The organism is Paraburkholderia saeva, from assembly GCF_907164555.1.
Classification (GTDB): domain Bacteria; phylum Pseudomonadota; class Gammaproteobacteria; order Burkholderiales; family Burkholderiaceae; genus Paraburkholderia; species Paraburkholderia saeva.
In genome coordinates this window covers 381,839-399,089 of record NZ_CAJQZC010000002.1, presented here as the reverse complement: position 1 = coordinate 399,089, position 17,251 = coordinate 381,839, and the positions used below count along the sequence as shown (strand labels likewise).

The window sequence follows — 17,251 nt, the reverse complement described above, 5'->3', positions numbered from 1 at the left end:
CGTGCGGTGTCGGGTTGCCCGCGACGGCTGGCCGTCCTGTGGCTGCTTTTTGTGCGTCTTCGTTGAAGGCGCGCCGCATGCGGTCGCTTCGACGTCACGCGTGCGGCGTGACGTCTTCGCGTGCGAACCATGCGTCGATTTCGCGCGTGACCGTATCGAGCGTGCCAGGTCCGACGAGATGCAGGCCGAGCTTGGAGCGGCGCCAGAGCACGTCGTGCGCAGTGCGCGCCCACTCGGTATCGCGAAGATAGCGCAGTTCCGATTCGTAGAGACCCGGCGCAAACGCGTGACCGAGATCGTCAAGCGCGCGCGCCTGGCCGACGACATACGCCGCGCGGGTCCCATAAGCGCGTGCGTAGCGGCGCGCGAGATCGGCGGGCAGCCACGCGTGCTGCTGCCCGAACTGCGTGGCGAAGCGCTCGAAACTGGCGTTCGCGATATCGCCGCCCGGCAGCGGGGCGCCGGCCGTCCACGCAGGCGCCGGCGATTCGAGCGCGCGGGAGAGTTCGTCGACCGCTTCTTCCGCGAGCTTGCGAAACGTCGTGATCTTGCCGCCGAACACGGAGAGGAGCGGCGCCTGACCTGGCGGCGCGTCGAGTTCGAGGCGATAGTCGCGCGTGACCGCCGACGGGTTGTCCGCGCCTTCTTCCTCGAGCAGCGGCCGCACGCCGGAATAGGTCCAGCAGACGTCCGCCGGCGCGATCTTGCGCTTGAAGTAGCGGTTGATCGAGTCGCACAGGTACTGTGTTTCGCCGGCGGTGATCGCGACTCGGGCGGGATCGCCGCGATACTCGATATCGGTCGTGCCGATCAGCGTGTAGTCGTGCTCGTACGGTATCGCGAAGATGATCCGCTTGTCCGGATTCTGGAAGATGTACGCGTGATCGTGCGTGAAGAGACGCCGCGTGACGATGTGGCTGCCTTTCACGAGGCGCACGCTGTGCGTCGTCGCGCCGCGCCCGAGCGCGCCCTGCAGCAGTTCGCCGACCCACGGGCCCGCCGCGTTCGCGGTGGCGCCTGCGCGCATGTCGATGACGCGGCCGTCCGTGCTTTCGAGCCGCGCGTGCCATTCGCCGCCCGCACGCACCGCGCTGACGAGTTTTGTCCGGGTGAGAACGGTGGCGCCGCGCTCGGCGGCGTCGACGGCGTTCAGGACGACGAGCCGCGCATCGTCGACCCAGCCGTCCGAGTACACGAAGCCGCGACGGATCGAGTCGACAAGCGGCTCGCCCGCCGGATGACGGTGCATGTCGATGCCGCGCGAGCCGGGCAGCAGTTCGCGACGCGCGAGATGGTCATACAGAAACAGGCCAGTCCGGATGAGCCACGCCGGCCGCAGGTCCGGCATGTGCGGCATGACGAAACGCAACGGCCACATGATGTGGGGTGCCGCGCGCAGCAGCGTTTCACGCTCCTGCAGCGCCTTGCGCACGAGCCCGAACTCGCGGTACTCGAGATAGCGCAAGCCGCCGTGAATGAGCTTCGTGCTCGCCGAGGAAGTGTGCGACGCGAGGTCGTCCTGCTCGCACAGCAATACGGAGAGGCCACGCCCGGCGGCATCGCGCGCGATGCCCGCACCGTTGATTCCGCCGCCCACGACGAGCAGATCGTACCTTGCGCCTTGCGTCACCGGCTGTGTCCCCTTAATTCCGAAGGAAATTTTGACGGAACCGTAATGTTCGTATTCGAACTTTAATGAACATATTCGAAAAAGTAAAGTTCGGGAGACTGATGGCCGAACGGCCAGGGTGACACGGAACACGCTCGCGGACGATACTCACGAGACGGGCCAACAAGAGGTGAGAAACATGCGTGGAATCTGGATAGCGGGCACGGCGGTGCTGCTGGCGGGGTGCGTCAGCACACCCGATCTGGGCGGCACGATGGGTGCACCCTCGTTCACGTCGTTGCAGGAAATGTGCGGCGGGCAGGCGCTCGATTACGGCAAGGATGCGCAGTCGGTGTATTCGACGCTATTCGATGCGTACGTTGGCAGCGGTCGTGGGAAAGGTTCGAAAGATGCGTACTGCGCGTTCCAGACTGAACTTGCGCAGCACTACGCGGCACAGGGTGCGAGCAGCGACGCGCACATGCGCGACCAGTGGGTGAGCTACCTCACGTCGCAGCGCGCGAAGGCACTCAGCTGGCGGGCGACGGTCGATCCGAGCTTGCGTGGCGGCTAGCGGACGGCAACGCGCAACACCGAGCGTGGATTGCACGGTTCCTGCGGCTGGAGCAGGCGTGCGACGTCCGCACGCCGTGGGCATGGTAACGATTCTGGTGAACAGGGGCGGCGCGACGGTCAGGAGAAACGCTTGATTGCCCTGAGTGCAGAATCGCCAACTTCGGTGAGACGCCACTGCTGGAGGCCGGACGCAAGCTTTTCGAGCTGAACGAGCTGACGTTCGAGGAGCGCGTCGAGTTCGTCGCGTTCCATGTCGGTCTGATTGGGGGAGTCTTTCACGAGCAACAACGTGGCGAATTCATGCGGACTCAGCATTGTTCTCTCCATGTCAGTGATGCCGGACTGTGCATATGGCGCCGAGGCAGTGCGGAACATCTGGCTGTGCGGCGGCATGGGTGCTCACGCCGGCGCATACGGTATATGCGTCGGGGAACTGGAGTGTAGTCAACCGCACGCAGAACGCCAAACCGTCCCCGGAAAATTTTCCCGTTGACAGAATCGTGCGCCAGCGGCGGTCTGGTTTCGCCGCCAGATCCTTGATTTCACTCGAGGTTTCTCGTGCGGCGCAGCAAAACGCAATGCGCGTGACCGGGCGTGTTTGGCCGGCCATGCGCGCCCGTTGTCGCTATTCGGCGATATAGACCTGCGTGCCGGCGTTCGCGAGCGTTTCGGTCATGTCGGGCGGCGGCGCGGCGTCGGTGAAAAGTGCGTCGATCTGGTCGAGATGTCCCTGCCGGACGAGCGCCGGGCGGCCGAACTTCGAGTGATCGGCGGTGAGAAAAACGGTGCGCGCGTGTTCGATGATCGCTTCCGCGACGCGCACTTCGCGGGTGTCGAAATCGCGCAGCGTGCCGTCGGTCTCGATGCTCGACGTGCCGATGATCGCGAAGTCGACCTTGAACTGGCGGATGAAATCGATCGCCAGTTCGCCGACGATTCCCTTGTCCCACGGTCGCACGATGCCGCCCGTCACCAGCACTTCGCAGTCCGGGTAGCCGCTCATCATGCTCGCGACGTTCAGGTTGTTCGTGATCACGCGCAACCCGCGATGGCGATTGAGCGCCCGCGCCACCTCTTCGGTTGTCGTGCCGAGGTTGATGAAGAGCGAGGCCTGATCGGGAATGTGAGTGGCCACCAACATGGCAATGCGGCGCTTTTCGTCGTGGAACATCCGCTGTCGCGCGGTGTACGAGACGTTCTCGGAACTGGTCGGCAGGCTGGCGCCGCCGTGATAGCGTCGCAGGAGGTTCATGTCCGCGAGCCAGTTCACGTCGCGGCGGATTGTCTGCGGCGTCACGTCGAAGTGGGCCGCCAGGTCGTCTACGGTCACGAAACCGTCGCGCTGGACCCATTCGAGCAGTTCCTGCTGGCGTGCGTTCAGGGTCAGGCGTGGGTCTCGGGTCATGGCGAAAAGATCGGGTGCCGTTCAGCGACGCAGGCCGGATGTCGCGCCTCTGACGGGCAGGTATTGGAGTCGACGTATTGTAAGACCTAGAGGCAGCTTGTCAGCAAGGTTGCAGCAAGCGTCGTCGTCGATTGGGATTAAGGTGTTTTATGCATTTATTTAGTCAATAAATGAATTTGTTTTTTGTCCCCGAACAGGATGCAATTTCGGGTTCCCGTTTTCAGTGGTTCGACGTCGTATCTCGTCGGGCTGCGTATTCCAGAGAGTGTCTGACATGACCCGCTTCAACTGGCAAAACCCTTACCCGACACCGCGCCTGCCGGTCTTTGCCCGCAACATCGTCTCGACTTCACATCCGCTCGCGGCCCAGGCCGGTCTGCGTATGCTGTGGAAGGGTGGCAACGCGGTGGACGCGGCGATCGCGGCAGCGGCGGCCATCACGGTGGTCGAGCCGGTGTCATGCGGTCTGGGCGGCGACGCCTTCGCGCTCGTATGGGATGGCCGGAAGCTGCATGGTCTGAACGCGTCGGGCGTGTCGCCGGCCGCGTGGAATGTCGACTACTTCAGGCAGAAGTACGGTGAGGAAAACGGCCTCGCGAAGCAGCCGAAGCGCGGCTGGGACGCCGTTACCGTGCCGGGTGTGATTGCCGGCTGGGAAGCATTGCACCGGAAGTTCGGCTCGCTGCCGTTTGCCGACCTGATGGAACCCGCGATCGAGATCGCCGAACGCGGCCACGCGGTGGCAAGCATCGTGGCGTACAAATGGGCCGCAGCCGTACCGGAACTGAAGGATCAGCCGGGTTTCGCGGAGACATTCATGCCGCGCGGCCGCGCGCCGGAAGTCAGCGAACTGGTGCGCTTTCCCGGTCATGCAAAAACACTGCGCAAGCTGGCTGAACTCGGTCCGCGCGCATACTACGAAGGCGAAATCGCCGAACAGATTGCCGGCTTCGCACGCCAGAGCGGCGCGGCGCTCACGCTCGACGATCTGCGCAACTATCGCGCCGACTGGGTCGAACCGATCGCCAAGGATTATCGCGGCTATACCGTGCATGAAATTCCGCCGAACGGCCAGGGTATCGCCGCGCTGATCGCGCTCGGCATTCTCGAACATTTCGATATCAGGTCGCTGGCCGTCGACAACATCGAATCGCAGCATCTGCAGATCGAAGCGATGAAACTCGCATTCGCCGACGTCTACCGCTACGTTGCGGATCCGCGCTCGATGGACGTAACGCCCGAACAGATGCTCGACGACGCGTACCTGGCCTCGCGCGCGAAGCTGATCGATCCGAAGCGCGCGACGCAGTTCGACTTCGGCATGCCAAAGGCAGGCGGCACGATCTATATGTCCGTGGCGGACGACCGCGGCATGATGGTGAGCTTCATCCAGTCGAACTACATGGGTTTCGGCTCGGGCATCGTCGTGCCCGACAGCGGTATCGCACTGCAGAACCGCGGCTGCGGCTTCTCGATGGATCCGAAGTCGCCGAACGTCGTCGAAGGTGGCAAGCGGCCGTTCCATACGATCATCCCGGCGTTCCTCACGCAGCAGGTCGATGGCCAGCAGGAAGCCGTCATGAGCTTCGGCGTGATGGGGGGCGACATGCAGCCGCAAGGCCATCTGCAATCGATCGTGCGGATGCTCGACTACGGCCAGCAACCGCAGGCCGCGTGCGATGCGCCGCGCTGGAAGGTCAATCGCGACTTCACGATCGACATCGAATCCACACTGGATCCGCAAACGGCGAGTGCGCTGGAAGGACTCGGTCATACGATCAAGTCCGTCGACGATCCATATATGGACTTCGGCTCCGGTCAGTACATCTGGAAACTCGACCGCAATGATCCGGAGCGCGGCTATGTCGCCGCAAGCGACAGCCGTCGCGACGGGCTCGCGGCCGGGTTCTAGGGCGAGGAGCAGGGCACATTCCGCATACGACGGAGGGCCCGCGAAACAGGCCGCCGTTCGTCGTCGCGATTTCGCGTTTTCGGGATTCGTGTGACGCAATTCGCGTCACGCGGCCCGGCGCGAAAGCAGTACACAACGACAGTAATCAAGCAATGACAGGCAAGGCAGGAGACATCATGAGCACCCACGCGTCGCACGCTGCGACCGCTTCCGCACCGCAACTCGCGCCGCTTTCGAAGGCGACGGTGCGGCGCATTGTGTTTTCGTCGTCCGTCGGCAACGCACTCGAGTGGTTCGATTTTCTGGTCTACGGTTATTTCGCGACCATCATCGCGAAACAGTTCTTCCCGACGCACGACGAGTGGCTCTCCACCTTGCTTGCGATCGGCACGTTCGGCATCTCGTTCCTGATGCGCCCGCTCGGCGCCATCGTGCTGGGCATCTACGGCGACCGTAAAGGCCGCAAGGCGGCGCTCACGCTCGCCATTGCACTCATGATGGTCGGCACGCTCGCGATGGCCGTCATGCCGCCGTATTCGGCGATCGGCATTGCTGCGCCTCTCCTGATTCTCGTCGCGCGTCTCGTGCAGGGCTTCGCGGTGGGTGGCGAATTCGGCAGCGCGACCGCGTTCATGGTCGAGCACAGCGCGACGCGGCGCGGATATTACGCGAGCTGGCAGTTTGCAAGCCAGGGGCTCGCCGCGATCACGGCCGCGGCGTTCGGCTCGCTGCTGACGGCCTGGCTGCCGTCCGAACAGCTCAACGCGTGGGGCTGGCGTATTCCGTTCGTGTTCGGTCTGCTGGTCGGGCCCGTCGGCTATTACATCCGTTCGCATCTGGACGAGACGCCTGAGTTTGTCGCTGCCCAGCGTGAGCGCGTCGTCGAAAGCGCCGCGCCGCTCAAGGATCAGGGCGCGTCGTTCAACAGGCAGTGGGTCAACCTGCTTCTCGCGATCGGCATCGTCGCGCAATCGACGGTCGGCGTGTATGTGCTTCAGCTTTATATGCCGCTGTATGCGGTGAAGCAGCTGCACATGGCGGCGGCCGCTTCGTTCGGCGTTGTCGTGCTGAACGGGGGCCTGCAGTTCGTACTGTCGCCGGTGATGGGCGCGCTGTCGGATCGCATCGGCCGCATCCGCATCATGCTGACGACGTCGGTGCTGATGGGCGTGCTGATCTATCCGATGTTCGCGTTGCTGCAAACTCACCCCACAATCAGTTGCCTGTTGTTGCTCCAGGCCATGGCCGGTATTTTCAAGGCCGCTTACTCTGGGCCCATGCCGGCGCTGATGTCGGAAATCTTCCCGGTGCGCGTGCGCTCGACAGGTCTTTCAATTGGCTACAGCATCGGCGTCACGCTCTTCGGCGGATTTGCGCCCACCATTGTCGAGACGTTCATCCATCTGACCGGCGACAAGCTCGCGCCCGCCTATTACGTGTTGCTTGCGGCGGCGCTGTCGGGCACGTCGCTCGTGATCGTTGCAATTCGTATGCGCGTGCGTCGAGGCGTCTGACCGCACGGATGCTGGCGCGCAGCTTCTGCTGGGCGCAGCGCGGCGAGAACCGCGCCCACCGCGGCACTTCAAAAGCGAAAGCCCGCGAAATATCGGGCGCATTAAAAAACAGCAGCCGTTCGCGGCTGCTTTTTTTGCGCACCTCTCAGGCGTGGTTGCGGCCGCTTGCGGTCACTGCACGCCTTTCATTTGACGAATGTCGCACGTGCTGAGCGCTTTCCCTGGTACGGCGCGGAACTGCGGACATCCGGCACGGTCTGTGCTGTGGTATCTGCAGATTTGCGCGACATTGGCTAAGATGCAGTTGAGAAGGGGTTAAACATTTCAAAGCGCTGGATGTAGCAACGGTGCGCAGCCGGCCGGGCAGGAGGCATACGGTCGGCATGTTCCCGTGTCGCAACAGCTTTTGGGAGCACGAACAATGCGAACAGACTCCATGCACGTGATGCCCTGGCGTATCGAGGACATCGATCTCAGCCGGATCGACCGGCAGAAAGCGGTCGTCAACGAGGATCTGCTGTTGCTGCTGTGCGCGGCGTCGTTCATTGAAAGCGGCACTGATCTGTACACGAGCAACCTCAGCACGTTCTTCCATGGCGATCCGGAAGTATCCGCATGGCTCAACAACGAATGGGAACCCGAAGAACTGCAGCACGGGCGCGCGCTCAAGACCTACATCGCGCACGTGTGGCCGGAGTTCGACTGGGACACGGCGTTTCATAACTTCTTCGAAGAGTACAAGCTGACCTGCTCCGTTGAAGACTTCGAAAAGACGCGCGCACTCGAAATGGTTGCACGGTGTGTCGTCGAAACCGGCACAGCAACGCTGTATCGCGCGATTGGTGAATGCTCGGATGAACCGGTGCTGAAGGAAATCACCGACAACATCCGTACCGACGAAGTGCGGCACTACAAGCACTTTTTCAAATACTTCAAGAAGTACAACAGGATCGAAGGCAACGGCCGGCTGGCGGTGCTGGGTGCGCTGATGCGTCGTGTGATGGAGATCAAAAACGAAGATTCCGAGATCGCACTGCGTCATGTGTTTGCGATCCGTTATCCCGAGCGCGTCAACGATTCGGCCTACAATCGTGACCGCGCCGCGCGTATCAATACGCTGGTGCGCCGCAATCTGTCGGCCGATATGTGTGTGAAGATGCTGCTGAAGCCACTCGATCTGCCCGCGAAGATCCAGCCGGGCGTGCACTATCCGCTGGCGAAAATCACGCAGCACGTGTTCTTTCGATAGCCGCAGTCAACGCGCGGCGCGAGTCGTTGCGCGGCAGTGACCGGATGGCCCGCCTGCGCGGGCCATTTTGTTTTCCTTGAACCTCACATGGAGCGACGTGATGACCGCCTCAACGGATCGCGAGCGAGCACTCGAACAGGACGTCTTCGACGAATGGCCGCCTGCATTGCGTGCAGCCTTCGACGGGACATCGCTGGAGACAAAGATTGGCTTCACCGCATCGCTCGTCACGCGCGACGTGAACGGTCATCTGCGCACCTCGTTGCTCGGCGTCGGCGAACTGTATGCGCCCGACTCGCGCACGCTGTGCCTCGCGCTGTGGCCGCAGTCGCGTGCAGCCCGGGCGTTGCGCGAAGGCGGCCGCGCGGCGCTGACGTTCGTCTTCGACGACGCGTTCTATCAGGTGCAACTCGACATCCAGCCGCTGCCGAACACGGGCGGCGGCCTCGCATGCTTTACGGGGTCGATCGATACGGGCGAAGCGCAACGCGTGCCCTATGCGCGCCTCACCGGCGGCATTTCGTTCGATCTGGAAGAGAATCGCGATGCGGTGCTCGACCGCTGGAAGCAACAGATCGAGCACCTGAAAAAAACGGCCGGAGCAAGCCCCGGCCGTTAGTTCGCTGATACGGGCGATGGACCTGCGGTTTATCGCCCGCGCTGCCCGCCGTTGCGCGCGGAATGCGATCCACGCGGGCCGCCGCCCAGCAATGCGCCGGGATTGCCGCCGCCAGCCTGCTGCGGCTTGCGCGGTGCGTGCGAACTGGCGTTGCCGCCTTCGTGCGACGCAGCGCGCGGCTTGTCGTGATGACGCGTGGTTTCGTGACGCGGATTGTCCTTGCGCACTTGCGCGGGACCGTTGCTCACGGGCTTGCTGCCTTGTGCACGGGCCTGTTGCGGTTGCTGCGCGTTTTGCGATGCACCGCCACGCGAGTTCGGGCGCGACTGCGCCGGCTTCGACGAAGACGCACCATCGCGCTTCGGTGAGCCGCCTTGCGACTGACGCGGCTGACGACCACCGCCACCACCACCACCTTGCCCGCGACGCAGGATCGGCTCGGGCTTCGCCGTCGGATCGGGCTCGAAGCCCGCGATGACTTCCTGCGGCACCTGGCGCTTGATCAGCTTCTCGATGTCCTTCAGCAACTGCAGTTCATCAACGCAAACCAGCGATACCGCTTCGCCCGACGCGCCCGCGCGACCCGTACGGCCGATGCGGTGAACGTAGTCTTCCGGCACGTTCGGCAGATCGTAGTTGACCACGTGCGGCAGCTGGTCGATATCGATACCGCGCGCGGCGATATCGGTCGCGACGAGCACCTGCAGCGTCGCGTCCTTGAACTCGGCGAGCGCGCGCGTACGGGCCGACTGGCTCTTGTTGCCGTGAATCGCGAGCGCGCTGATGCCGTCCTTCGTCAGCTGTTCGGCGAGGCGGTTCGCGCCGTGCTTCGTGCGCGTGAACACGAGCACCTGAAACCAGTTGTGCTGCTTGATCAGATGCGTCAGCAGTTCGCGCTTCTTGTCACGGTCGACGGGGTGAATTTTCTGCGCGACCAGTTCCGCCGTCGTATTGCGGCGTGCGACTTCGATCAGCGCCGGCGAGTCGAGCAGGTTGTCGGCGAGCGTCTTGATCTCGTCGGAGAACGTGGCCGAGAACAGCAGGTTCTGGCGCTTCGGCGGCAGTTTCGCGAGCACGCGCTTGATGTCGTGAATGAAGCCCATGTCGAGCATGCGGTCGGCTTCGTCGAGCACAAGAATATCGAGCTGCGACAGATCGATCGTCTTTTGCTGCATGTGGTCGAGCAGACGCCCCGGCGTTGCCACGACAATGTCGACACCGCGTCGCAGCGCATCGATCTGTGGATTGATGCCGACGCCGCCGAACATCACGGTCGACTTCAGCTTCAGGTATTTGCCGTACTGGCGCACGCTTTCTTCGACCTGCGCGGCGAGTTCGCGCGTCGGCGTAAGAATCAGCGCGCGCACCGCGCGCTTGCCGTTCGCGTTGTTGACGGGTTGCATCGTCGTCAGACGTTGCAGGATCGGCAGCGTGAAGCCGGCGGTCTTGCCGGTGCCGGTCTGGGCGCCGGCAAGCAGATCGCCGCCGTTCAGTACGGCCGGAATAGCTTGCGTCTGGATCGGAGTCGGGGAGGTGTAGCCCAGTTCGTGAACAGCACGGACCAGCGGTTCGGACAAGCCGAGGGAATCAAAAGACATAGAAACTCTTTGCAAATGCAGATGTGGCGACCCGCTCGTTCGCAGCCGGAAAAGGCGCGATAAAAGCCGAAGCAAAGGCAACGGCAAAAGCCGAGGCCTGAAGCTGGTCGCCGGGAAATCGGCGGTACGCTCGCTGGCGTACCGAATGCATCAACGCGCTATCAAGACACGTCGACTGGCGTTAAGTTGCATTTCGCCGCCGTGGAATGTCATGCGACGTAGCGCGCGACACTGACGAATTGACACAGACTGCCGGCCAGCACGAACAGGTGCCAGATGCCATGTCCATGCCGGATGCGCTCGTCGTTGATGAAGAAGTAGATGCCGGCGCTGTAGATGAGACCGCCGGCCACGAGCCATGCGGTGCCTGCTGGCGGCAATGCTTCCACCAGCGGACGAATGGCAACGAGCGCGAGCCATCCCATCAATATGTACAGCACCATCGAAACGCTGCGGGTGCGTCGCCCGAGCGTCAGTTCCTGCGTGATACCGAGAGCTGCGAGCCCCCAGCTCACCCCGAACAGCGACCAGCCCCACGGACCACGCAGCGTAACCAGCGTGAACGGCGTGTAACTGCCGGCGATCAGCAGATAGATCGCCGAATGGTCGCATTTCTGCAGGATCGCCTTCAGACGCGGATGGCGAACACTGTGATAAAGCGTGGAGATAGCATACAGCACGAACAGCATCGCACCGTAGACGGCGAAACTGACGACCTTGTACGCATCGCCATCGAGCGCGCCCATCGTGACGAGCGTCGCCAGCCCCGCCACCGACAGCACGGCGCCGACGAGGTGGGTAATGCTGTTGAATCGCTCACCAAAATGCACGGTACTCTCTCCTGCCTGCCGTCATGCGCATCCTGCTTCGCGCGTAACTGGCAACTGATTCCTGAAAAACCGGATCCAGCAAAAAACAAAGGGCGCAGCCGCGAAATCCGCTGGCCGCGCCCCGGGTGCACCCGGCATCGCTTAATCGAGCGGCGCCGAACGCAGATCGCTGACCTGTTGCGGCGACACCGGCGTACCGTGGTTGCCCCACGACATACGGATGTACGTCACCACTGCAGCCACTTCCTGATTCGACAGCGACTGTGCAAACGGCGGCATGCCATACGGCTTCGGATTGCCATCCGTGCTCGGTGGATAACCGCCATTCAGCACCATGCGGATCGGGTTCACAGCCGACGGCATCTGGATCGACTGGTTGTTCGCGAGGGGCGGGAAGTTAGGCGGCTGGCCGAGACCATTCGCTTCGTGACACTTCGCGCAGTTGTCAGCGTAGATCTTCTGACCTTGCTTCAACAGTTCGCCGCCGAACTTTTCCGACGTTTCGAGTTGCAGACCTTCAGGCGCTTCCTTCTTCTGCGGAATGGTCTTCAGGTACGTCGACATTGCGTGGATGTCTTCGTCCGACATGTACTGCAGGCTGTTGTGAACCACTTCAGCCATCGGGCCGAACACCGCGCCGCGATTCGACACGCCGTTCTTCAGCAGATCGGAGATGTCCTTGATGTCCCAGTCGCCGAGGCCGGCTTCCTTGTTCGACGTCAGCGAAGGCGCATACCAGTTCTGCAGCGGGATCAGACCGCCAGCAAATGCCGCCGAGCTCACCGGGCCGCCCATTGCGTTGATCGACGTGTGGCACATGCCGCAATGGCCGAGGCCTTCGATCAGGTACGCGCCGCGGTTCCATTCGACCGACTTGGTCGGATCGGCCTTGTACTCGCCTTCACGGAAAAACAGCGTACGCCAGCCAATCAGCATGTTGCGCTGGTTGAACGGGAATTTGAGCTCGTGCGGACGGCTCGCCACGTTCACCGGCGTGACCGAACGCAGATACGCGTAGATCGCGTCCGAGTCGGCGCGCGTGACCTTCGTGTAGCTCGTGAACGGGAAGCCCGGATACAGCAGGCTGCCGTCCTTCGAACGGCCCGTGTGCATCGCGCGGTAGAAGTCGTCCTGCGTCCACTTGCCGATGCCGTATTGATCGTCCGGCGTGATGTTCGGCGTGAACATCGTGCCGAACGGCGTAGCCATCGGCAGGCCGCCGGCGAACGTCTTGCCGCCGCGCACCGTGTGGCACGCGATACAGTCGCCGGCGCGGGCGAGGTACTCGCCGCGTTTGATCAGTTCGGCCTGGTCGGCGGGCGTTGCCGCGACGGCCGTACCGTTATGCAGGTTGTCGCCGCCGGACCACAGGACCGGAACAAGCGCGGCGGCTGCTACGACGACAACAGCCGAGAGTGCGAACAGGGACTTGCGTTTCATTTGAATATCTCTCCCGGTGCCTTATTGCGGTTCGCTGCCGCAGGCAAGCGGAGTCTTCATCGAACGGGCAGGGGCCGGCACGGGGTTGTGCGGAGCCGGTTGCGTGGAAAGCCATGCCGCGACGGCGTTCACGTCTTCATCGGTGAGGCGCGTGGCGATCGTGTGCATGCAATCGGGCTCGACGGCGTGACGCGTACCCGAGCGCCATGCACCGAGCTGTGCGCTGATGTAGTCAGCGTGCAGACCGACGAGACCCGGGATCGCCGGTTCCATACCGGTCAGGCCCTTGCCGTGACAGGCCGCGCAAGCGGGAATCTGCTTCGATGCGTCGCCGTTCAGCACGATCTGCTGGCCGCGCGCGACCGTGGAAGCCGATACGGTCGGCTTCGCAGGCGACGGATACGGCGGACGCTGTTGCGAGAAGTACGTCGCGATCTGATGGAGGTAGTCGTCCGAGAGATACGTGACGAGGTAGTTCATCGGCGGGTACTTGCGGCGGCCTTCGCGGAAATTCTGCAGCTGGTTGAACAGATAGTCGGCCGGCTTGCCTGCGAGACGCGGGAAGTAGTCGTTATCGGTACCCTGACCATGGGAGCCGTGGCACGCAGTACAGCCCTGCACGCGTGACTCCATCGTGTCCGGGGCCTTGGGCTGGGTCTGCGCATTCGCTGCGCTGAAGACGCCTGCACTGCCGATCAACAGAACGGCGAGCAATGGGCGGAAAATGCGTCTTGAAGACACGCGTAACTCCATCAAAATCGGGGACCTGACCGAACTTCGAACGGCTCGGTGTGGAAGCCAGCCGGCGCTGCGGCGACGCAGCATTCTATCATCGATGATTGATGGTGACTATTTGACTCATTGACGTGAGTTCCTGTGTCAGCATCGATGCGACAGTTTGCCGCAGAATGGGCGTCGCCTGCATCGCAGGGACTGGCCGGATGGCCGAAACCATCGCGCGGCGGCCGCATCGAAGCGTACACTCGCGGGTCTTGCCGGCGCCGCTGCCCGCATCGGGTCTGCTGCCGCGTTCATGCCGTTTTTCTGTTTATCTCCTCATTTCATTCATGAAGCCAACTGATTTTGCCGGCCTGCCGCCCGACTCCGTGATCGAAAGTCTTTCTCTGGAACATGAAATGGCGTCAGGCGTGCCTGGTCGCGTCGATTTCCGTCTGGATAGCACGGGCGCCGCGCAATGAACGTCGACGGACTGTGGATCGGGCAGGTCGCCATGACCGCCCTCATGAATATTGCGTTTGCGTTTGCCGTCGGATCGGCGCTTCTCGCCGCGTGGCTCGCGAAGGATGGCGGGCAAAAAGTTGCGCCCGCGCGACCCGCGTTGTTGCGTGCGCAACGGTCGCTGGTGACGGGCGCTGTCGTGCTGGTGCTTGCGGACCTTGGCTGGCTCATCTATCAGAGCGCGACGATGAGTGGCGTCGGGCTGCCCGAGGCGCTCGGCGTCGTGCCATCCGTGCTGACGCAGACGCACGTCGGCTTTGCCTGGAGCATCGCCTTCGGTGGCGCACTGGTGCTGCTTCTCACGTCGGTTGCAAGCCATGAGGGCGTGTTGCGCAACGCGTTGCTGTGGCTCGCGGTGATCGCGGTCGCGGCAGGCAAGGCGGGGCTCGGCCACGCGGCGGACGCGGGCATTGCCTCGGCGGCCATCGCCATGCAGACGCTGCATGTGCTCGTCACGGGCGTGTGGGGTGGTCTTGCGCTGTCGTCGGGGCTGGCGGTGCTGCCGGCGCTGGATACGTCGACGGCGCGCGGCGTCCTGATCCGCACGGCGGGTCAGGTGTCCAGTTTGTCGCTTGTCGCGGTGGTGTTCGTGCTGCTGACGGGCGTGTTCAACGCGGTGCGCGGCTCGGGCGGTTCGTTCGAAGCCATCGACGCCAGCACGTGGGGTCATGTGCTGACGCTCAAGCTGGCGCTCGTCGCCCTGGCGCTCGTGCTGGGCGGCCTCAACCGCTTTTCGGCGCTGCCGCGCCTGCGACGCACCGCGTCGACGATGGACGCGCACACGTTCAACAACGTGATGTACCTGGAAGCGCTCGCGATGCTGGGCATATTCGTCGCGGCCGCCGTGCTGTCGCACAGCATTCCGGGATTTGCCGCAATGGGCTGAGCCGTGCCGTTCCTTGCTGGCGGTTCAGCTGAGTCGCGTCGGGCGCACAGCGTTATGCCGCAACGTTCCTGTGTTCGCGACGGAAATCCGGAAGTTCAGCAGGATCGAGCGTTAAAGTTAGTTTGGTTGTTTTGATGAAACGCCGCTGGATCGACGCCACGCAATACGTCGACTGACGGCGTAGCTGAGTACGTGCGACGCAAACAGAAACGCCGCCCGAAGGCGGCGTCTCAAGCTACGCGAACAGACGTTCACACGTTTACGTGCTTACCACTCTGCGACGCTGCCGTCCGCGTGGCGCCATACCGGGTTACGCCAGCGGTGGCCGACCTTCGCCATTTCGCGGACCTTCTCTTCATTGACCTCGATACCGAGGCCCGGGCCTTGCGGAATCGACACCATGCCGTCTTCGTATTTGAAGACTTCCGGGTTCTTGATGTAGTCGAGCAGGTCGTTGCCCTGGTTGTAGTGAATGCCGAGGCTCTGTTCCTGAATGAACGCGTTATAGCTCACCGCGTCGATCTGCAGACACGTGGCCAGCGCGATCGGGCCAAGCGGGCAGTGCAGCGCGATTGCGACGTCGTAGGCTTCGGCCATCGTTGCGATCTTGCGGCATTCGGTAATGCCGCCCGCGTGCGATGCGTCCGGCTGCAGGATGTCGACGAAGCCGTTCGCCAGGATGTGCTTGAAGTCCCAGCGCGAATACAGACGCTCACCCAGCGCGATCGGCGTGTTCGTCTGGTTGACGATATCGCGCAGCGCTTCGGCGTTTTCCGACAGCACCGGTTCTTCGATGAACATCAGCTTGTACGGGTCGAGCTCCTTCGCGAGCACCTTCGCCATCGGCTTGTGCACGCGACCATGGAAGTCGACGCCGATGCCGATGTTCGGACCCACCGCTTCGCGCACGGCAGCGACGTTGTCGATCACGCCCTGCACCTTGTCGAAGGTGTCGATGATCTGCAGCTCTTCCGAGCCATTCATCTTGATCGCCTTGAAGCCGCGTTCGACGACGGCACGCGCGTTGTTCGCCACGTCGCTCGGGCGATCGCCGCCAATCCACGAATACACCTTGATCCTGTCGCGCACCTGGCCGCCGAGCAGCGCGTGCACCGGTACGCCGTGATGCTTGCCCTTGATGTCCCACAGCGCCTGGTCGACGCCGGCGATCGCGCTCATCGTGATCGGGCCGCCGCGGTAAAAGCCGGCACGGTACATCACCTGCCAGTGATCTTCGATCAGGAGCGGGTCTTTGCCGATCAGGTAGTCCGACAGTTCGTCGACCGCCGCTGCCACCGTATGCGCGCGACCTTCGACAACCGGCTCACCCCAGCCGACGATGCCTTCATCCGTCGTGATTTTCAGGAAGCACCAGCGCGGCGGGACGATGAAGGTTTCGAGTTTGGTGATTTTCATGCTGAGACTCTCCTGACTGCCGCTCGGGCCAAATCGTGGGACGGTGGAATCGCGAATCCGGGACGCACATCCTACAACAAAATCGCGGTTAAGTAGTATTAATAGTACTATTGGTGTGGGCATCGACTGGGTGTGATTTGAACTGGTCGCTGTATCCGGTGCCTGATGCCGGATAATCCGGGTCGTTCCAGTTACCTGTCGCGCCGTAAGGCGAAAGCGGAGAACCGATATTCAGCATGATCTGCACGGGCGTGTCGCCTACCTGCTCGCAACCGCCATCCTGCGTGGTGACTATGCGCCCGAGTCCATCCTGCCGCGTGAGGCGGAGCTGATGGAGGCGTTTGGCGTCAGCCGTACGGTGTTGCGCGAGGCGCTACGGACGCTGACATCGAAAGGTCTGATTGAGTCCCGCCCGCGGGTGGGGACGCGCGTGCGTCCAAAAAACGCGTGGAATCTGCTTGATGTCGACGTGCTCGACTGGTACTCACGCGTCGCGCCGCCGATGGCGTTCGCGCTCAAGCTGCAGGAAATGCGCGAGATGATCGAGCCGTACGCGGCGGCGCTTGCTGCGTCGGCGTGGAGTGAGGCGACCTTTGCCGCGCTCGATGCGGCGCACGCTTCGATGGTGGCGGCGCGTAACGTCGACGAATGGGTTCGGGCCGATCTTCAGTTTCATCTGAACGTGCTGACGGCGTGCAGCAACGAACTGCTGATTCCGCTTGGCACCCTGATCGAGCGCACGCTCGAAGCGCAACTGCAGCTGAACGCGCGCCGGGCGGGCGTATTCAACGCGTCGCTTGCGGAACACACGGCGGTCTTCGAGGCGATCCGCGATCGCGACGCCGAGGCCGCGCGCGAGGCCATGGCGAACCTGCTGGGTGTGACGCGCCGGCGGATTGAAGGATGAACGCGCGCGGGCGACATGCTAAGGTCTGAGGCCCGGATTGCGATGCCGAAG

17 protein-coding genes are annotated in these 17,251 nt (G+C 62.9%); 8 read left to right on the top strand and 9 right to left on the bottom strand.

All coding sequences use genetic code 11. From position 1 onward, the window contains the following. Window positions 1-94: 94 nt before the first annotated feature. Window positions 95-1,630 (bottom strand): glycerol-3-phosphate dehydrogenase, encoded by a 1,536-nt coding sequence (gene glpD, locus LPA36_RS06015; protein ID WP_228875222.1) that lies wholly within the window; start codon window positions 1,628-1,630, stop codon window positions 95-97. Between the two features lie 178 nt (window positions 1,631-1,808). Here glpD and LPA36_RS06010 point away from each other — a divergent pair, with 178 nt between their 5' ends. Then, window positions 1,809-2,183, top strand: a complete 375-nt coding sequence (locus LPA36_RS06010; protein ID WP_228875221.1) for a hypothetical protein — start codon at window positions 1,809-1,811, stop codon at window positions 2,181-2,183. A 119-nt stretch (window positions 2,184-2,302) separates the two neighbouring features. Here the strand turns inward: LPA36_RS06010 and LPA36_RS06005 are convergent, their stop codons facing one another. Both LPA36_RS06005 and LPA36_RS06000 read right to left on the bottom strand, forming a co-directional pair. Further along, window positions 2,303-2,500: a hypothetical protein gene (locus tag LPA36_RS06005; RefSeq protein WP_176954051.1), complete on the bottom strand. Its 198-nt coding sequence runs from the start codon at window positions 2,498-2,500 to the stop codon at window positions 2,303-2,305. A 310-nt stretch (window positions 2,501-2,810) separates the two neighbouring features. Next, window positions 2,811-3,590, bottom strand: coding sequence for a DeoR/GlpR family DNA-binding transcription regulator (locus LPA36_RS06000; RefSeq protein WP_228875220.1), 780 nt, complete (start codon window positions 3,588-3,590; stop codon window positions 2,811-2,813). Between the two features lie 274 nt (window positions 3,591-3,864). Here LPA36_RS06000 and ggt point away from each other — a divergent pair, with 274 nt between their 5' ends. The 4 genes from ggt (at window position 3,865) to LPA36_RS05980 (ending at window position 8,884) form a co-directional block, all read left to right on the top strand. Further along, window positions 3,865-5,502, top strand: a complete 1,638-nt coding sequence (gene ggt / locus LPA36_RS05995; protein ID WP_228875219.1) for a gamma-glutamyltransferase — start codon at window positions 3,865-3,867, stop codon at window positions 5,500-5,502. Between the two features lie 176 nt (window positions 5,503-5,678). Further along, on the top strand, window positions 5,679-7,016 hold the full coding sequence (locus tag LPA36_RS05990; protein ID WP_228875218.1) for an MFS transporter: 1,338 nt from the start codon (window positions 5,679-5,681) through the stop codon (window positions 7,014-7,016). Between the two features lie 421 nt (window positions 7,017-7,437). After that, window positions 7,438-8,265, top strand: coding sequence for a ferritin-like domain-containing protein (locus LPA36_RS05985; protein ID WP_228875217.1), 828 nt, complete (start codon window positions 7,438-7,440; stop codon window positions 8,263-8,265). Between the two features lie 100 nt (window positions 8,266-8,365). Then, window positions 8,366-8,884: a hypothetical protein gene (locus tag LPA36_RS05980; protein WP_228875216.1), complete on the top strand. Its 519-nt coding sequence runs from the start codon at window positions 8,366-8,368 to the stop codon at window positions 8,882-8,884. Between the two features lie 29 nt (window positions 8,885-8,913). Here the strand turns inward: LPA36_RS05980 and LPA36_RS05975 are convergent, their stop codons facing one another. The 4 genes from LPA36_RS05975 to LPA36_RS05960 form a co-directional block, all read right to left on the bottom strand. Next, the gene (locus tag LPA36_RS05975; protein WP_228875215.1) at window positions 8,914-10,482 is read right to left on the bottom strand and encodes a DEAD/DEAH box helicase; all 1,569 of its coding nucleotides are present in this window, start codon (window positions 10,480-10,482) and stop codon (window positions 8,914-8,916) included. Window positions 10,483-10,691: 209 nt separating this feature from the next. Further along, the gene (trhA, locus tag LPA36_RS05970; RefSeq protein WP_228875214.1) at window positions 10,692-11,312 is read right to left on the bottom strand and encodes a PAQR family membrane homeostasis protein TrhA; all 621 of its coding nucleotides are present in this window, start codon (window positions 11,310-11,312) and stop codon (window positions 10,692-10,694) included. A gap of 141 nt (window positions 11,313-11,453) precedes the next feature. Further along, window positions 11,454-12,752, bottom strand: coding sequence for a c-type cytochrome (locus tag LPA36_RS05965; RefSeq protein WP_228875213.1), 1,299 nt, complete (start codon window positions 12,750-12,752; stop codon window positions 11,454-11,456). Between the two features lie 21 nt (window positions 12,753-12,773). After that, entirely contained in the window at window positions 12,774-13,505 is a 732-nt protein-coding gene (locus LPA36_RS05960) for a c-type cytochrome (RefSeq protein WP_228875212.1), read from the bottom strand. A gap of 188 nt (window positions 13,506-13,693) precedes the next feature. Between LPA36_RS05960 and LPA36_RS05955 the strand changes: the two genes are divergently transcribed. Next, on the top strand, window positions 13,694-13,951 hold the full coding sequence (locus LPA36_RS05955; protein WP_228875211.1) for a hypothetical protein: 258 nt from the start codon (window positions 13,694-13,696) through the stop codon (window positions 13,949-13,951). Continuing rightward, entirely contained in the window at window positions 13,948-14,877 is a 930-nt protein-coding gene (locus LPA36_RS05950; RefSeq protein ID WP_228875210.1) for a CopD family protein, read from the top strand. The genes LPA36_RS05955 and LPA36_RS05950 overlap by 4 nt, the downstream gene beginning before the upstream one ends. A gap of 267 nt (window positions 14,878-15,144) precedes the next feature. Here the strand turns inward: LPA36_RS05950 and dgoD are convergent, their stop codons facing one another. Both dgoD and LPA36_RS05940 read right to left on the bottom strand, forming a co-directional pair. Next, a complete protein-coding gene (dgoD, locus tag LPA36_RS05945; RefSeq protein ID WP_228875209.1) occupies window positions 15,145-16,293 on the bottom strand; it encodes a galactonate dehydratase in 1,149 nt (382 codons plus the stop codon). An 88-nt stretch (window positions 16,294-16,381) separates the two neighbouring features. Continuing rightward, window positions 16,382-16,540 carry a hypothetical protein gene (locus tag LPA36_RS05940; RefSeq protein ID WP_228875208.1) on the bottom strand — a complete coding sequence of 53 codons (159 nt, stop codon included), beginning with the start codon at window positions 16,538-16,540 and terminating at the stop codon, window positions 16,382-16,384. On the opposite strand from LPA36_RS05940, the gene LPA36_RS05935 reads away from it, so the two are divergent. Beyond that, window positions 16,469-17,200, top strand: coding sequence for a FadR/GntR family transcriptional regulator (locus LPA36_RS05935; RefSeq protein ID WP_228875628.1), 732 nt, complete (start codon window positions 16,469-16,471; stop codon window positions 17,198-17,200). The genes LPA36_RS05940 and LPA36_RS05935 overlap by 72 nt on opposite strands. Window positions 17,201-17,251: the final 51 nt, after the last annotated feature.

What these genes read in the sequence shown, in the direction of transcription:
- LPA36_RS06010 (WP_228875221.1), top strand. Translation starts at nt 1,809, where the DNA reads ATGCGTGGAATCTGGATAGCGGGCACGGCGGTGCTGCTGGCGGGGTGC.
- LPA36_RS06005 (WP_176954051.1), bottom strand. Translation starts at nt 2,500, where the DNA reads ATGCTGAGTCCGCATGAATTCGCCACGTTGTTGCTCGTGAAAGACTCC.
- LPA36_RS06000 (WP_228875220.1), bottom strand. Translation starts at nt 3,590, where the DNA reads ATGACCCGAGACCCACGCCTGACCCTGAACGCACGCCAGCAGGAACTG.
- ggt (WP_228875219.1), top strand. Translation starts at nt 3,865, where the DNA reads ATGACCCGCTTCAACTGGCAAAACCCTTACCCGACACCGCGCCTGCCG.
- LPA36_RS05990 (WP_228875218.1), top strand. Translation starts at nt 5,679, where the DNA reads ATGAGCACCCACGCGTCGCACGCTGCGACCGCTTCCGCACCGCAACTC.
- LPA36_RS05985 (WP_228875217.1), top strand. Translation starts at nt 7,438, where the DNA reads ATGCGAACAGACTCCATGCACGTGATGCCCTGGCGTATCGAGGACATC.
- LPA36_RS05980 (WP_228875216.1), top strand. Translation starts at nt 8,366, where the DNA reads ATGACCGCCTCAACGGATCGCGAGCGAGCACTCGAACAGGACGTCTTC.
- LPA36_RS05975 (WP_228875215.1), bottom strand. Translation starts at nt 10,482, where the DNA reads ATGTCTTTTGATTCCCTCGGCTTGTCCGAACCGCTGGTCCGTGCTGTT.
- LPA36_RS05965 (WP_228875213.1), bottom strand. Translation starts at nt 12,752, where the DNA reads ATGAAACGCAAGTCCCTGTTCGCACTCTCGGCTGTTGTCGTCGTAGCA.
- LPA36_RS05960 (WP_228875212.1), bottom strand. Translation starts at nt 13,505, where the DNA reads ATGGAGTTACGCGTGTCTTCAAGACGCATTTTCCGCCCATTGCTCGCC.
- LPA36_RS05955 (WP_228875211.1), top strand. Translation starts at nt 13,694, where the DNA reads ATGGCCGAAACCATCGCGCGGCGGCCGCATCGAAGCGTACACTCGCGG.
- LPA36_RS05950 (WP_228875210.1), top strand. Translation starts at nt 13,948, where the DNA reads ATGAACGTCGACGGACTGTGGATCGGGCAGGTCGCCATGACCGCCCTC.
- dgoD (WP_228875209.1), bottom strand. Translation starts at nt 16,293, where the DNA reads ATGAAAATCACCAAACTCGAAACCTTCATCGTCCCGCCGCGCTGGTGC.